This window comes from Wolbachia pipientis, assembly GCF_023661085.1.
In the GTDB taxonomy this organism is placed as follows: domain Bacteria; phylum Pseudomonadota; class Alphaproteobacteria; order Rickettsiales; family Anaplasmataceae; genus Wolbachia.
Map to the genome: position 1 here is coordinate 1 of NZ_JAHDJT010000005.1, position 17203 is coordinate 17203.

At 35.8% G+C, this 17203-nt stretch carries 13 protein-coding genes; 7 read left to right on the plus strand and 6 right to left on the minus strand.

Features of this window, described 5'->3' with window-relative positions; genetic code table 11:
* Positions 1-215: 215 nt before the first annotated feature.
* From DM84_RS00380 to DM84_RS00395, 4 genes are all read right to left on the minus strand, one after another.
* Positions 216-1580: an alanine/glycine:cation symporter family protein gene (locus DM84_RS00380; RefSeq protein ID WP_250777455.1), complete on the minus strand. Its 1365-nt coding sequence runs from the start codon at positions 1578-1580 to the stop codon at positions 216-218.
* A 118-nt stretch (positions 1581-1698) separates the two neighbouring features.
* Positions 1699-2202, minus strand: coding sequence for a protein-disulfide reductase DsbD domain-containing protein (locus tag DM84_RS00385; RefSeq protein WP_250777458.1), 504 nt, complete (start codon positions 2200-2202; stop codon positions 1699-1701).
* A 312-nt stretch (positions 2203-2514) separates the two neighbouring features.
* Complete coding sequence (groL, locus tag DM84_RS00390) at positions 2515-4167, minus strand: chaperonin GroEL (protein WP_250777460.1); 1653 nt, start codon at positions 4165-4167, stop codon at positions 2515-2517.
* Between the two features lie 101 nt (positions 4168-4268).
* Positions 4269-4550, minus strand: a complete 282-nt coding sequence (locus tag DM84_RS00395; RefSeq protein ID WP_250777484.1) for a co-chaperone GroES — start codon at positions 4548-4550, stop codon at positions 4269-4271.
* A gap of 153 nt (positions 4551-4703) precedes the next feature.
* On the opposite strand from DM84_RS00395, the gene ygfZ reads away from it, so the two are divergent.
* Entirely contained in the window at positions 4704-5498 is a 795-nt protein-coding gene (gene ygfZ / locus DM84_RS00400) for a CAF17-like 4Fe-4S cluster assembly/insertion protein YgfZ (protein ID WP_250777463.1), read from the plus strand.
* Positions 5499-5941: 443 nt separating this feature from the next.
* Here the strand turns inward: ygfZ and guaB are convergent, their stop codons facing one another.
* Positions 5942-7435 carry an IMP dehydrogenase gene (gene guaB, locus DM84_RS00405; RefSeq protein WP_250777466.1) on the minus strand — a complete coding sequence of 498 codons (1494 nt, stop codon included), beginning with the start codon at positions 7433-7435 and terminating at the stop codon, positions 5942-5944.
* Positions 7436-7639: 204 nt separating this feature from the next.
* Here guaB and DM84_RS00410 point away from each other — a divergent pair, with 204 nt between their 5' ends.
* Positions 7640-8524 carry a tetratricopeptide repeat protein gene (locus tag DM84_RS00410; protein WP_250777469.1) on the plus strand — a complete coding sequence of 295 codons (885 nt, stop codon included), beginning with the start codon at positions 7640-7642 and terminating at the stop codon, positions 8522-8524.
* Positions 8525-8681: 157 nt separating this feature from the next.
* Entirely contained in the window at positions 8682-9962 is a 1281-nt protein-coding gene (locus tag DM84_RS00415; protein ID WP_250777472.1) for an ankyrin repeat domain-containing protein, read from the plus strand.
* Positions 9963-10046: 84 nt separating this feature from the next.
* On the opposite strand, the gene DM84_RS00420 is transcribed toward DM84_RS00415, so the two are convergent.
* Positions 10047-11237 (minus strand): aspartate aminotransferase family protein, encoded by a 1191-nt coding sequence (locus DM84_RS00420; protein WP_250777474.1) that lies wholly within the window; start codon positions 11235-11237, stop codon positions 10047-10049.
* Between the two features lie 64 nt (positions 11238-11301).
* Here DM84_RS00420 and DM84_RS00425 point away from each other — a divergent pair, with 64 nt between their 5' ends.
* From DM84_RS00425 to DM84_RS00440, 4 genes are all read left to right on the plus strand, one after another.
* Entirely contained in the window at positions 11302-12729 is a 1428-nt protein-coding gene (locus DM84_RS00425; protein ID WP_250777476.1) for a sensor histidine kinase, read from the plus strand.
* 64 nt (positions 12730-12793) lie between these two features.
* Positions 12794-13261, plus strand: a complete 468-nt coding sequence (gene bcp, locus DM84_RS00430; protein WP_250777478.1) for a thioredoxin-dependent thiol peroxidase — start codon at positions 12794-12796, stop codon at positions 13259-13261.
* A gap of 21 nt (positions 13262-13282) precedes the next feature.
* Positions 13283-14362 carry a DNA replication/repair protein RecF gene (recF, locus tag DM84_RS00435; protein WP_250777480.1) on the plus strand — a complete coding sequence of 360 codons (1080 nt, stop codon included), beginning with the start codon at positions 13283-13285 and terminating at the stop codon, positions 14360-14362.
* An 86-nt stretch (positions 14363-14448) separates the two neighbouring features.
* Complete coding sequence (locus DM84_RS00440) at positions 14449-16893, plus strand: collagen-like protein (RefSeq protein WP_250777482.1); 2445 nt, start codon at positions 14449-14451, stop codon at positions 16891-16893.
* Positions 16894-17203 lie beyond the last annotated feature (310 nt).

Genomic DNA, 17203 nt, shown 5'->3' on the forward strand with positions numbered 1-17203 from the left:
TTAGACTAGTTGCGCTTAAAAGCAGCTAAATTGCAGCGTTTAAGACATAAAAACACCGATACTGACAACAGACAGTAACCAGGGCTTCTTTTGCCTTTTTTTCTCGTTTAGTAAATTTCTTAAGCATAAAGGTTATATCAATTTTCGTTATCAAGCAAGATAAATTCGCTAAACCTCTAATCGTAAGGAAACTTTTTAATTTGCCAAAAAAAATATCATTGGGATTTGGTATCAGACGGCAATTTGGCTGACATGTCCAATTTTAAATATCTGCTGCTCATAGTAAAAACTTCTGGATCTTGATAAGCTAGCTTGAGTATAGCGAGTATGTTAATAAACAGCAAAGCGGCGATCGAAATATCAGCAACATCCCATAGTAACTGGACTTTACTTATCGCGCCAAGTGGAATGATTGCGGTAAAAATTACAATCCAGACTTTAGTGTATTTGTCATTCATAGACATATAGCGTATTGTCTGTTTTGAGCAAAAGAACCAAGTAAAAATAGTAGTAAAGGCAAAACAAAACATTATAGCCATGATTAAGTAGTCAATATAATGCCAATTCATAGCTTTTCTAAAAGCAAAGATGCACATGTTAGTGCTCTCTAAATCAGTGATCCAAGAATCTGTGACAAGCAGTACCATCGTTGTAATAAATACTACGAATACAACTATGAAAGGTGATATTATTGTGATTAGGCTCTGTTCAATGATAAATTTATTGTTGTTTTTCTTAGGAACAATTGAAGAGTGCACGATGCCTTCAAGGCCAAGCCCTATATCTGTTGCGAAGATACCTCGCAGGGTTCCTACTTGAATAATAGTCAACATCTCCACAATTAAACCTAGAGATAAACCAAAGCTAAAGCTGTCAGTTGTAAAAAAGCCGCTTGTTATTAGCTTTAGAGAAGGAAGAATATTTTCGCTAAACTTAAATAATATAATACCACAAAGCGTTAGGTAACTCACCGTCATTATCGGTATCGTAGCTGATATGAAAATTTTAATTTTTTTTAAGCTGAGAGCTGCAACAATAAAAAATATTATGGCCATTGTGATTCCACCAGTAATCACAGGTACATCTATCATGTCAAGTGGTATTGACAGAGAATTTACCTGAACAAGGTTACCAACGGTTATCGAGACTATCATCATAATGACTAGAAACGCAATTGTGGCTTTTCTAGAGTTAAATGCATCAGCCATGTAGGCTATAGGACCACCTATAAACCTTCCATTTTTTTTCTTTCTGTTTTTTATACTCAGATAACAAGTGACATATTTTATTGCAGAAGTGATAACAACAATTATTGCCATCCATAAAATAGAGCCAGGTCCCCCAGTTTTTAGAGCAACAGCAGTTCCTGAAATATTTCCTACTCCTAAATTTCCCCCTAAAATTGTAAATAGTGCGGCTATAGAAGAAAATTTATTTTCCCCTCTCTTGGCCCCAATGAGTGAAAGAGCGTACGGCAATCTAAATATCTGTAGCCATTTTAGTTTAACTGATAGATAAACACCGGCGATTAGTATAAGTAATATTGTTGGCAGTAATAAAGCAAACTTTACTATATCCATCTACGTGCTGAAGGTAAGCGTTTTGATTTAAGTATACAAAAAAAATTGAAAATACCTAACTTATTGTTCATGAGAAGTCACACTACAAACGCTATATAAGCTAACAGTCTGCCAAACCCTATTTTTCATACCACTCGTTTATGAGTTTACTGGCATCAAAGTCTACAAAGTTCTTCAGTGGTTGCTTGATTTTTATTTCAGCCTTTTTAGGGATGCACCTATCTTTACATATCGCATAATTTATACGAAAGTTAAGGTCAATATACCCTCGGCTTGGAAACACGCTCATTTTGAAGGGAAATAATACCATATCCTTGTATACGTTACTGACAAATGTCACTCTTCCTATTTTGTCTTTATGTTCTTTTGGAGTAGGCCAATAAATATCTATATTTGATGTGTTGCCCTTGCAATCAAAAGAAGTGGGAAGACCAAAATCTCCAGGGTCCTTATAATATATATGCCAACCTGGCCTTATTGTAACCTTTATTGCACCTTCAAGGGTAAGGTTTGCTTCATTTACCTTACCAATAAGCAAATCAAATTTTGCAACTTCTTCGTCAGCATGAAGTTGAGTGCAAAAAAAAAGCAAAAACAATATTAAATGTGCATGTATTTTCATAAAGGCAGTTCTACCCTATATATAAAGGAAAAAATTTAGATTTTAGCTATTATAATAAACAATATTATATAAATTATTTATTAATATAATATTGTACTAATGTAGAGATACCCACCCTAGTGGGCTTCTGCGCTGCCTTTTGTTATTAGATAACCGTAGTATAAAGAAATGAGAAGGATAAGGAAAATAAAAAGTAGTGTCTTTTTGTAAAAAGCACTGCACGCATTACCTTTAGCACACAGTAAAATATGAGATCTTTAAAGAGAAGATACCGTGGAGCAAGTGAATTTCTTGCCCCAAGGTTTCATTTACTTAGAATCCATTCATTCCACCCATGCCGCCTGCACCCATAGGAGATGAAGCGCTTTCATCCTTGTTTGGTACATCAACTATCATAGATTCAGTAGTAATCAGTACGCTTGCAACAGATATCGCTGTTTCAAAAGCAATACGGACCACCTTCGCCGGGTCAATAACACCTGCAGTAAATGCGTTAGCATAATTCATAGCTTCAACGTTGTATATAAGCTCTTTATCATTCTGTTTAATCAAATGATCAATTATAACAGCAGACTCAAGACCAGCATTTTTGACTAATCTCTTGATAGGAGCACTGAGGACTTTCTTAATAATATTTATACCTATCTGTTCTTCATCGCTTCCACCTTTTAGCTTATCAAGAACAGATGAAGTGTAAAGAAGTGCAGCTCCACCACCTGGAACTATACCTTCTTCGATTGCAGCTCTTGTTGCATGCAGTGCATCCTCAACTCTATCTCTACGCTCTTTAACTTCTACTTCAGTTGCTCCACCAACTTTAAGTACAGCAACGCCACCCGATAATTTTGCTAAACGTTCCCTTAGCTTTTCCTTATCGTAATCGGAAGTTGAAGTTTCAATTTGCGATTTGATCTGTTCGATCCTAGCTTTCACTCTGTCAGAATCGCTATTTTCACTGACAATTGTGGTATTGTCTTTAGTGATTTTAACATTTTTAGCGGTACCAAGATCTTCAAGAGAGAGATCTTCCATCTTGATTCCAAGTTCGTCTTTTATGACGTACTTAGCACCTGTTAAAGTTGCTATATCTTCAAGCATCTCTTTTCTTCTGTCACCAAAGCCTGGAGCTTTTACCGCAGCGACTTTTAAACCACCACGCAGTTTGTTGATAACCAAAGTACTTAGTGCTTCACCTTCAATATCCTCTGCAATAATAAGTAAAGGTCTACCAGACTTAACAACGGCTTCAAGAATAGGAAGTAGAGGTTGGATAATATTCAGTTTTTTCTCTGTAATTAAGAGATATGGATCATCAAGCTCCACAATCATTTTTTCATTGTTCGTAATAAAGTACGGAGAAAGATAACCGCGATCAAACTGCATACCAGTAGTAAGTTCAACTTCTAATTCTTTTGAACCCTTACTTTCTTCAACAGTGATCACACCTTCTTTTCCGACCTTTTTAACGGCATCAGCAATGCTACTACCAATATCTCTATCACCATTTGCAGAAATGATAGCAACTTGCGCTACTTCATCTACCTTCTCCAAAGAAATTGTGCGAGACATCGATGCAATTTCCTTTAATACTACATCTTTTGCCTTCTGCATTCCATTTTTAATGCTAACACGATCATTTCCAGCAGCAATTGATTTTGAAGCCTCCATTATCATGTTGCTAGTTAGTATTGAGCACGTTGTTGTACCATCACCAACTTTATCATTACATTGAGAACAGCTTTGAGCAAAGATACTTGTTATTGCAGCATTTAATGGTTTTTCAGGCTTGATACCCTTCATTACCTTATAACCATCTTTTGTAATTTCTGGTGCTCCATAGGGCTTGTTAATCCCTACTGTTTTTCCTCTAGGCCCTGCAGTTACTGCTACTGTTGAATCTACTACTGCTGCAACTTCACGAAAAGCTTCTTGCAACTGCTCGCCTGACACTACTATATTAGTCATTTTTATCACCTCTTGTTAATAAAAAATTTAGAAAACTATAATAAAATCACTTATAATGCACTATTTTGTGCTTTGTTTTAGTTTAGTAAAAGTAAAAGCTGCTACTTAATGATAGCAAGTATATCGGACTCTTTCATCACTATAAACTTTTCATCGCCGTGCTCTATCTCCGTACCAGCCCATTGCCGATAAAAAACTTTGTCACCGGTTTTTACAGTTAAAGCTATGCGTTCACCACTTGAATTGCGTGAACCTTCACCAGTTGCTATAACTTCACCTTTAGTAGGCTTCTTTTCAGCACTCGATGGAAGCACAATTCCACCTTGTTTTTCTTCACTGATAGGCTTAATCAAAACGCTATCATCCAATACACTTAAGTTTATACTTGACATTTGTTTTCCTCATCAACAAATTAACCTATAAGCTTATATATGTACTTGTAAGCTGGATTTCAAGGGCTGAGGCTTGTAAAATATAAGAAGACGAAGTGTACCTAATATTATATAGTAAAATTTAGGTTTATTGACAGAAATTGTATGAGTTATATACCATTGCAAAGCCGTGGTGTAATAGTTTTATACAGGCCAGACGCGAGGGATTTCCTGCAGGGTATTATAACAAATGATATTAATAAGCTAGATAGTCAAAAAGCTATTTACTCTTTGCTGCTTAGCCCTCAGGGAAAGTACTTATACGATTTTTTTCTGATTAGATACGGTAAATACATCCTTTTGGAATGCGAAAATGTGCACTTGCAGCAAATAATTGAAAAACTAGATTTGCTTAAAACTTACCTGAGAGTGAAGACTAAAGACGTTAGTTCATTGTATAAGGTTGGGGTTTTGTTTGATACTAAGTCAACAGAATGTAATGAGTCACAAATTATTTTTCAAGATCCAAGGCACAAATCTTTGGGAATGAGGATCATACATAAGGGCGAAATAAAGCAGCCAGCCGGAGATTTTACTCAGTACGAAAAAGTTAGAATTCAAAACCTCGTTCCAGATGGAGCAAGGGATATGGTGCAGAATTCATCGTTTCCGCTGCAGTATTTAATCGATAAGGTCAACGGAATAAGCTTCAATAAGGGGTGTTATATAGGCCAGGAAGTTGTAAATCGAATGAGCAGGCAAGAAACGTTCAGAAGAAAACTTTACCTTGTTGAGGGAAACAGTGCACTTCCAAATATCGGTACCAAAGTAACAAATGAGAACAATGAAGAAATAGGCGAACTGCGCTCTAGCGTAGACAATATTGGACTTGCATTGCTTTATACTGGAAAAAGCCACGCCAATCTATATACCGGTGGGATCAAAATATCTGCGCGTTAGGATGCTTGGGTCTAAGCTCAGGCAGTGCATGCACTAGCCATAGAAACGAAAAAAACTGCTTGACAAATTCCAACAATTTCATTACTATAACACTAAGGGTGTTTCTGACTCAAAACTTGTTTTTGATCTGCAGGCTCAATGACAAAATTCAGTAAAAAACTCAGGGTATTTTTTGGCGGATTGTATCAAATTATAGCGGCTGCATGTCTTTTTCATTTTTTCTACATTCAGCCAAATCGCGCTTGAACTAAGCGTCAGTAAATTATTATAGCGCCAATTTACAGTATCATAGAATCAAAACTCGCCACTCGGGATTTCTTTGCCTTTTTCTCCGTTTAGTAAATTTCCTAAATATTTATTACTAAAGTAGTATCTTAGATCTCAGTGTCAGCTACTGGGACGGCGGGAGAAGGAGAGGCTACTTGGATGACATTGAAAAGGATCTACTCTGGATCAACTGGTAAGTTGGATGCTTGATAAGCGTAATTTGGAGCTTCTTGCGTAATAATTATATCATGAGCATGACTCTCTCTGAGTCCAGATGCAGTAATAGTAACGAATTTGCAGTTTTTCTTCATCTCTTCTATACTTCTATTACCAGTATACCCCATTGCAGCCTGCAACCCACCAATTAATTGATGGATTACCCCTGAAGCTGGACCTTTAAATGGAACTCTTCCTTCTACTCCTTGTGGAACTAATTTTAGTTTTGAGTCTTTATCTTGAAAATAACGGCTCGCTGAACCTCGTTTCATTGCACTGATAGACCCCATTCCTCGATAACCTTTGTATGCTCTGCCCTTGTACATGATGATCTCGCCTGGACTTTCGTCAGTGCCCGCAAAAAGTGAACCAATCATCACAGAATCAGCGCCGGCTGCGACAGCTTTTGCAACATCTCCTGAGTATTTTATCCCACCATCAGCAATCAATCTTACTTTTCTTGCTTTACACACTTCTGCAACATTTTGAATTGCGGAAAATTGTGGTACACCAACACCTGTAACTATCCTAGTTGTGCAGATTGATCCAGGCCCTATGCCAACCTTCACTGCATCAACGCCTGCGTCAATCAATGCTTCAGCAGCCTCTTTTGTGGCAATGTTGCCACCTACTAGCTGCGTGTTTGGGTACATCGCTTTTATTTCTCTAATGGTGCTGATAACATTTTCGGAATGACCGTGAGCGGTATCCACGACAATCACATCAATTTCTTCTCCAATTAAAGCTTCGCATCTTTCTATGCCATCCTTTTTGCCAGTGCCAACTGCAGCAGCAACTCTGAGCCGCCCTTTACTGTCTTTACATGAATTGGGATATCTATTGTATTTTTCAATGTCTTTAACCGTAATTAGTCCTATACAACAAGAATTTTCATCTACGACCAAAAGCTTCTCTATTCTATTTTCATGTAACAATTTCATTGCTGAGGCACTATTCACTTCCTGCTCCCGCACTGTAATTAGCTTGTCTTTTGTCATCACTTCAGAAACTTTTACACCCATGTTCCGGTCTTCAATAAACCTCACATCCCGGTTAGTTAAAATTCCCACTAACTTAAATTGATCAACCACAGGAATGCCAGAATAATTGTGCTCTTTCATTAATGAAATCGCTTCCGCAACTGTTTTATCTGGAGAAATCGTAATTGGATTATACACGATCCAACTTTCATATTTTTTTACCCTTCTGACTTCCGAAACTTGCTCATCTATTGATAGATTTTTATGTATGCAACCTACTCCACCATGTTGGGCAATAGCTATTGCAAAGTCTGATTCAGTAACAGTATCCATTGCGGAAGATATGAGAGGGATATTGAGCTCTATGCTATTTGTTAAATAAGTTTTCGTATCTGCATCACAAGGTAATATATTAGAATGGGCTGGCAAGAGTAGTATATCGTCGAACGAATAACAAGCTTCCATTTTTTTCATAGGCTTTATTTAAAGCTTATACGCCAATTGATTGAATTGCAATAGGGCTGTACAAAATTAGCTAGCAGATTGCCGCTTATACTCCCGTGTTAAGTTTAATTGCGCACATGCTGCAAAATGGGGTAAATATATATGTTTGCCTCTAATTAATACTATCTTTATTATTATATGAGATAGCTAAGTCAGTATTTATAAATCTATGCTATGTTGTACATAACTCAGGAAAGTAAGATTTGCTGGTTACGTGCAGGAATGATATCAATCCGTGGCTCTAACGCTACAATACCGAGAGCTGTATTTATCTGCATATTAATTTATTCTATAGTTTTACTAAGTTTCCCCACTGCTCATGCTAATGAGGATTTGGAGATACGAAAAGTCTTTGATAACGTTGCTAAATACATAAAAGCTGATGAAAAATATAAGGACTTTGACGTTATTGAGAAAAAAAGTGATAAGTTTAATATCAAAGTTGCACAGAATTCTGGCAAGCACTTTAGCACACACTCCATTTTAAAAAAAGCAAAAGATTCCTTTGAATCTGGAGATAATGAGGCAGCCATTTCTTTCCTTAACCAAGTCATTGTAAAATTTCCTTATCATAAAAGTGCTCTGATCGGACTGGGAAACATTTATTACGCCAACAAAGAATACGAAAAGGCTATAGAGATCTACACAAGACTATTAAAAGAATACCCTAGTAACTCTTATATATTAGAGAATTTTCTGACGATAATTTCACAATACAACCCTGACCTGGCGTTAAGTGAAATGTTGAAGTTGTATGATATACACAAAAACTGTGCTCCTTTACTGGCAAATCTAGGTCTAATCTATATAAAAAAGGAGGACTATGCAAAAGCTAAGGAGTACATGATAGCTGCAACTTCTCTTGATCAAAACAATATTTTTTATGTCTATAACCTAGCTGTTACTCTAGATAAGCTTTCAGATTTCAAAAATGCTGCAACATTCTACTTAAAGCTGCTGAACATGGCCGTGAACTCAAAAAACATAAGCGAAGAAATACCTATACGTAAGGTGGAAGCAAGACTAAAATTTATAAAACTCCACAGGCACATTTCATGAAAGTTTGTGCCCTATTTTAGTTGCCTGGACCTCGTTTGTTTTGAACATAAAACCTAATCTGGCTGTACAACCTACCAAAACGCCATCGAATTTAAGAAAAAGTCAATCACTGTAAGGTAACATATTTCTAGAGTCCATGAACAGTGAGGTATAATCAATGGGTATCAAAAGCAACTTATTAGTTCAAGCTACTAAATACAACAACAAGAGAGTTGTGAAGTTTACTCTAGATTTCTTTGATACATTGGGTAAACTCTTCTCGTTTGCTAGAAAAAAGGAACCTTCCCACAGTAGGGAGGACAACCAACACTTAAACGATGCACTTGTGGTTGCTATAGAAAATCTCAATTCTGATATAGTAGAATTACTTGTCAACGCAGGAGCTGATGTCAACTCGCTAGATAAAAACAACAAAAATGCTATAACGCACGCTGTGGAAAGGCTAGCTACCTCAAAAGGTTTATCAGTGAATCCATCAAAAAACTTGCCAGAGGAAATAAGCTCTCACCCTATAGTACAATTTTTATTGGTGAAAGGCTCTAAGTATTGCAGTACAGACAGCATGGATATAGAAGGAAGACATGCTTCATCGATAAAGGGAAATGTAGGACACTCCTTGCAATCAGAGCCTATTTATGAAGAAATACCTGCCAAGAACACTGAAACACAACCTGTATATAATGACAGGCACACTTATGAAAAAGTAGATGGTTTTGGAGATGATGATTCACTAAGTAGTCGCTACTCTAGCATAAAAGAGCTTAGAGCACAGAGAAAACCAATTGATTCACCACACATATATGCTACAGTAGGTCTTGCGGCAAAACAAGGTGCAAAGGAGCAAGGTGATGAACACATTTACGAGGAAATAGATCATTTTAGAAGGGATGACAATTCACTTGATAGTGGTTATTCCAGTATAGAAAAGTGTGCAACACAGCAAGAACCTATATATGCAGAAATCTCTGATGTTAGAAAGCGTGAGAACCCACTCTACGTTAGTGCAGAAGAGTGTAAAACACAGAAAAAACCGATTGATTCATCAAAGCAAGAACCTATATACGCTACAGTGGATCTTGCTGCAAAAAGATCAGAAAGGAAAGCAAAATCTATAAAAGCTAATTCTGGCACTTATCATGGGCTAGTAAAAGATAGAAAAAATCAGTGGGAAGAAAAAATAAATAAACATAAATCAGAAGCTAATACAACAACAGGTCGAAAAGAAGAACTACAGGATAATACTAGAAAAACTTCCGGTGCTAATGTAGAAAGAATAAGGCAGAAATACGAGTCAGGTTATGATTCTGGCTATGACTCTGATACAAAAGTGGAACAATCAAGAAAGCCTAAAGCTCCCAACTCTAAAGTGAATTTAGTTCATGTTGAGTATGGAATAGTAGGAGGTTGTCGATATAAAATCACTGATATATCATTTTAACTATGTGGTTCATGGAGGTTGTGGCAGTAAAAGTGCAATTTGAATAGAGTTTTGTCTAGTACACTTTCTTACCTAATATGCTGTCTACCCGTCCCTTGTGCAGTGGGAATTGGCATCAGATAAATATTGAGTCAGGATCTTAATGCCTTCGTCGATTTCCTTTTCAGTGATGATGAGTGGAGGCAAAATTCTTACAACATTATCTGATGTTACTCCAACAGTGAGTAAACCACGATAACTTAGCTCTTCTGCAAACTTTTGGCTATCCATTTTCACTTTTATCCCAAGCATTAGCCCCTTTCCTCTTACCTTTTCTATCATTGGGAATTTACTTGCCAGACCTTCTAATTTATTTTTTAAATACTTGCCTCTAACTTCAACATTCTCCAAAAAGCCGGAGCTGAGTAATTCATCAACCACAGCATTGCCTACCGAAGTTGCAAGTGGATTGCCACCAAAAGTGGAACCGTGCATGCCAACTTTCATGTACTTAGCAGCCTTTTCAGTTGCAAGACAAGCCCCTAGCGGGAACCCTCCCCCTATTCCTTTTGCAAGAGCGCATATGTCAGGCTCCACTCCCATATGTTCATATGCAAATAATTTTCCTGTTCTCCCAGCACCACACTGTATACAGTCAAAAAATAGCAATATGTCGTTTTCATCGCACAGCTTCCTTAGCTCTTTTATGAAGACTTCATCCATTACTTTAATGCCACCTTGTCCCTGTATTGGTTCTATCAATATAACGCCTATACTATTAGGGATTGCTTTTCTTACGCTCTCAATATTGGGCTCGACATTATCACACCAATCAATATAAGGATTCAGTAGTTCAGAAAATTTCTGTCTATCGTTTGTAGCACAAGTTAAAAATGTTCTTCCATGAAATGCACCATGAAATGTTAAAATTCTATGGCGATTTTTACTGCCTTTTCCGTTTTGATAGGCTCTAGCAATCTTAAGCCCACACTCTACTGCTTCTGATCCAGAATTTGTGAAAAATACAGTATCAGCAAAGCTGTTGTCCTTTAGTTTTTTTGCAAAGTTGTTAGCAGCAGGTATATTATAGGTATTTGATACATGCCATAACTTTTCCCCTTGCAGTTTAAGAGCGCTAATTAATTGCGAGTTGGCATGACCTAAGCTGCTAACGGCTATTCCAGAGTGAAAATCTATGTAACGCTTGCCATTAACATCATACAGATAAACACCTTTGCCATAAGAAAAATTTATATCAATAGGAGAATAAACTGGCAAGATAGGAGAAATTGTCATAAAAGTATGGTATGCTAAATTTTAATTAATAACATAAAAGTCGTTATTTCACAATGAGAAGGGTATGTATAAACTAAGTAAATTAACACTTTCTATACTAAAGAAAAATAGATACGCAAAAGTTATCGCATTATTCTCATCAATTTTTGTGATTTTATTTAGCGTGATATATTGTAATTACTCACTAAGGAATAACTTTCTCTCTTCTTACCGTGACTCAAGTATAGGCTTAAAAAATGTACTGGAAAACAGCATAATAAAAAAGTATCACTACTTACTAATAGAAAAGCACCACATTAAATACAAGAACTTTGATTACATAAACCAGCTGATAAGGCTACGTGCTGAATTATTACAATCAGTTAGCGAAGTGAAGAACTTGAGCTTAATACTATATGATCAAAATAGTAGAATAATGTTCAGTCACTTTAACACCCAAGATCATGATTATGAACAATTACTTACAGATGATGAAATCGATAGGCTACTAAACAACCAAGAAATATTTTATACTACAGGAAATAAACTAGTTTCTATTTTTCCTATATTTCATGAAGGTGACATTAAGCCATCATTTTTTTTAAAGATCATTCAAAACCACAATAACTCTTATGTTATGGTATATAGCCTATTTTTAACGTTCGTGGGCTTATTATTAGTAATTTTAATACTAATAATGCTTTATTTGCACTTTTCCAATACCCAAGTGCTAGCTAAGCAACATAAAACTAATATCGAATTACAACAGATGAAAGAGGCTTTAGAGCAAGAAAATGCAAACAAGCTAAAGTTTTTTGCAAGCGTTACACATGAGCTGCGCACGCCACTTAATGCTATTATTGGATTTGCAGAGTTGATCAAAAATGAAACTTTAGGTTCGATGGATCATTCTCAATACAAGGAGTATGCAGATGATATATATAATGCAGGGACACATTTACTTGCTTTAATTAACGACGTGCTCGATTTTTCAAAAGCTGAAGCAAGCAGTTTAACAGTAGAAAAAGTGAAGTTTAACCTGAATAAAATAATAGATTCATGTTTGAATATGCTATCGCCCAAATTAAAAGAAACTGGAATTAGTTTAAAAAAGGAAATACCCAATAAACAGTTATTAGTTATCGCAGATCCAAAGAGGATGAAACAAGTTATAATAAACTTATTATCAAATTCAATCAAATTTACCCCCAAAGACGGCCTAATAAGAATGGTGATTAAAGAGAATATAGAAAAAAACTTATTGACTATTGAGTTCCATGATAATGGAATAGGAATAATGCAGCAAGACATATATAAAGTCATGTCTGTCTTTGGCCAAGCAGACTCAGGATATAGAAACGAAGGTACGGGTATCGGGTTGCCACTCAGCAAAAAACTAGTAGAGCTAATGGGTGGAACTTTCGATATTAAAAGTGAAGCAAAACTTGGTACTACGATAACATTAAACTTCTTCTATGAAGAGCAAACATGTGAGGATTTAATTGATTTTTAACTGGAGTTCTTAGAAGCTCTGACTATAATATATTACCATACAAGTATTATTAACGGAGCGGGATATGGAATTAGCAGTAGGAAATAATGCTCTTGATTTTAGCTTACCAACAGATTCCGGTGAAAATTTATCATTGAGTGATTTTTTTGATAAAAAAAATATAGTTCTTTATTTTTATCCTAAAGATGACACTCCAGGTTGCACTATGGAGGCAAAAGGCTTTAGAGATAAAATAAATGACTTTTCTTCCCTTGATACAGTGATAATCGGTGTATCAAGAGATAGTGTTAAGTGCCACGCTAACTTCAAAGCAAAATATTCTCTACCATTTTATCTAGTTTCTGATGAAAATGCTGAAATGCTAGAAAAATATGGTGTTTGGGTAGAAAAGAGCATGTTTGGTAAAAAGTATATGGGAGTAGAACGCACTACTTTTTTAATAGATAAAAAAGGTAAAATAGTAAAGATCTGGAAAAATGTAAAAGTTAGCGGGCATGTTGATGAGGTTCTAGAGGAAGTAAGGAGAATATAAATTAAAAAAACATCTAGGCTAATGGCTACCCATTGCTACATAAAAAAGTTGCAATTACATAATTTTCGTAACCATTCAAGTTTTGAACTGGACTCAAGTGACAATTCAGTTGTGGTAACTGGCAAGAATGGTGTAGGTAAAACTAATATACTTGAAGCGATTTCGTTGCTTGCTAAGAGCAATGGAATGAAAAAAGCAAAAGCTAGTGAGATGCAAAACAAATTCAGTAATGAAAATTGGACAGTGCACTACGGTTTCTTTAATGGAGTAGATTTCAATTCAATCGGTATTGCAAAGAACTTTAATAAGAAACTAATACAAATTGATGGGAAAATGCAATCAGGTTATTCATCGCTGTATAGAATATCCAATGTGATATGGCTAATTCCGCAAATGGACTACATCCTTCTTAGTTCTCCAAGTGATAGGTTAAAATTTTTAGACCGCATAGTTTCATTGTTTAAAGAAAATTACACTTACTGCTACATGAAATATAGGAAAGCCAAACACGAGCGGAGTAAACTGCTGAGGGAGAACATTTTGGACGAGAACTGGCTTTCTAGCCTTGAAAATGTTATGGCTGTTAACGCAGTTAATATATTACGTATGCGGCTATCTGTTTTAACAACACTGCAAGATACAATTGATAACCAGTCCACTGAGTTTTTTCCAAAAGCGAGTCTAAAACTCAGCAGCCAGCTAACTTCAAGCGATACTGCAGAATATTTTCAGAATCGTTTAGAGGAAAATAGAGAAAAAGACTCGTTAACCGGTAGAGTAACCTTTTGTGTGAACAATGATAAATTTCAGGTTTTTTACCAAGGAAGAGATATACCAATAAATTTGTGCTCTACTGGAGAACAAAAGTTATTGCTACTTTCTATCATCTTATCCAGTGTAAAAGCAAGGTGTATTCACCACAATAAGGCACCGCTTCTTCTCCTTGATGATATAATGTCTCATCTGGATGAGCATTACAGGAGGGTGTTGATAGAGGAAGTATTGAGTATTCAATGCCAAACTTGGATAACTGACGTAGATCAAAACAATTTTGGTAGCTACGCTGATTCTTTTAGGTTCATTGAGTTACAGTATATCTAATAGTTGATTAGCTTTTTTTTAATTGTTATTTGGTAAGCCTATGACTCAAGAATGTTTGTTCACAGTAAAATCCAATTGTAGAAAGGATGACGAAGTACATTTTTAGTATAGAAGAAAGTCAAAAACTAGTATCTAATGATAATCTGGACCTAAAAAGAATAAAGCTCAAGCCCCTAAATGGCAATAGTGAAATTGAATTCTGTTATACTAACTTTGGAACATGTAGCATCTATAAAGATATACAGGATCAAAATAAAGACAAAGTTCTATGTTGGATCAGTGATAATACTCACCACTCCTGTACAAGCGAACGCATGCTTAAACGCGATTTTGACTTCAATAATACCAAAGCCGAAGTAGTACTTGATGATAACTGTGAATACCGAATCTCTTTATCCGATACCAGTAACGGTACACATATTATTTTGCCTAGATCATTGATACTTAATAAGAATCTTAACTTAAAAGACTACTACAATAAGGAAATTAAATTAATAAAAGGAGAAAAGGTATCTTCTGCTACAGAAGACTTTGAATGTTATACACCAAGAATTACATACGAAGGAAGGAAGATTTGTGAATTAGATCCTGTTTTTGTCGCTTACAACAGTGAAGCTTTCACATATAGAGTGCCTAAGAGTGAAGGTTTCTATGAATATAAACCAAGTAGGCCAAATAGTTATATAGCGATTGAAAAGAAAGAAAATGAGCTTTTAGCTTATTTTGCTGACTTTAATGGAAATCCTATTGATATGTTAGGGGAACATGCAATTGGAATTGACAGTATTGATAAAAAAAATTTTAATACCCATTTAAGATCAGAGCTACTTGAACATTCAAATATAAGGGAAGTTCTGCCTGAACTTAGAGAGGTTCTACCTGAAGTTAATGTTGATAATAGCCTATATTCAGATACAAGGCAATTAAGTTGTTGGATTAATAAAACAAGTACTATTCAAAAAATTGCAACAGATGAGAGTTTTAAAAATAGTGTAAAAGATTTACTAAAAAGTGACCCAGAATTTATAAAAAGTGTAAAGGGTGAAAGAGGCCCACAAGGTCCTCCGGGTGGAAAAGGTGAAGATGCTAGTCCTGAAGAAGTTGCGGAAGAATTGACTACTAATAGCAATAAGAGGTATAAAATATCAAGTGCTGTAAAATCTCTGCTAAATAGAGATACGCAGTTTAAAGGAGAAGTGAGAGATTTACTAAAATCTGATAAAGGCTTTAGGGATAGCGTAAAAGGAGACCCTAGTAAAAATGGAGAAAGCCCACCAGTTGATGCTGTAGCTCAAGAATTAATCACTACCAAGGCGACCGAGTTAGGACAAGCTATTCTGAATGTAAAGCATGATGATAGGGAAATCCTAGCGAATAATCAGGCTTTGCAGCAAGGAGTAGCTGCTCAACTAATGAACGATGATAATAGAAATACGCTAGTAACTGAAGTTGCAAAGAATGAAGATCTACGGAAATCTGTAGCAGGTAATCAAGGGTTAAGAGATGCAGTAGCAATTAAATTGAAGAAAGACGAAACCTTTCAAACTACTGTAAAAGGAGATTCTGGTAAAGATGGAGAAAGCCCACCAGTCGATGCTATAGCTCAAGAATTAATCACTAACAAAGCAAATGAATTAGGACAAGCAGTTCTAGAAGCAAAAGATGATAAAGGTAAAGAAATCTTAGTAAATAATCCTATTTTACAGGAAGGAGTAGCAAAAAAGTTAAGAGAAAATCCCGGGAAGACAAAAGGTCCAAAAGGTGAGCAGGGTGAGCCAGGTCTAGAGGGTAAGCCTGGTAAAGATGGTGTGCAGGGACCAAAGGGAGATAAAGGTGATAACAATGCACAGCAAAACTTTGCTTTGCAAAAAGGAGAAAAATTACTGGATGATGTCTATGAAGCAAATATTGTCTTAAATGATAAAACTATAGCTACCTTACCAAAAATAGGTTACTACACGCTCAATGATCAGTTGGTCGTGCATAATCATGTTACAAGAAAGAAAGTGGTTATTCCCGAAGAGTTCCATTACTTAAAAGTTGTGAGATTAGGCAGTGGTTTTGGCGATAGTGACTATAAATTAACCTTTTGTAATGTACTTGGTAATGAATTTTTTGAGTATAAAAAATATGACCCAGAGTATTCAAGAGTTCCAGATGAGTATAAATTTATAAGTTTAAGTCATGCAAAAAAAGAATATAATCCTAATCTCAGTGAGTTAATTAGCCATCAACCATTATTCTTTATTAAAAAAGGACCTGCTGAACCAGGTTCAGATAAATATGCGGCTGCTGTGTTTGAGTTAACACATAATGGAAAAGGCAAAAAAATGGCTACATTAGTCGATGAATTCGGCTATTTTGATCAAAATGACATGTTTAAGCATTGCAATTACCATGAAGAAACGAAATGCCGCTCCTATACTTCCGCTGAAATTGATAAAGAATATCAGGTAACAGGTGCAGACAGTGAGTTTTACCTAACAGAGCACGACAACGTCATTATTCACACTATTCCAGAGTTAATTTAACCATTCTCATATAGCTGATCAAGGAAAGGCGCGTTATACCGCTGCAGTGTTCTAGCCGCTAACACGTAGCAAAATGACGGTTGTCGGTGTCACTCGAGTTATAAATATTTAAGAAATTTACCAAGCGAGAAAAAGGCAAAAGAAGCCCTGGTCAGTATTTATTTTCAGTATTGGCGTTTTTATGTCTTAAACGCTGCAATTTAGCTGCTTTTAAGCGCAACTAGTCTAAGCTATAATATTTAAGAAGTTTACCAAATAGAGAAAAAAGACAATAAAACCCCGAGGTAGCTAGTTATTCCACTCTCTATTT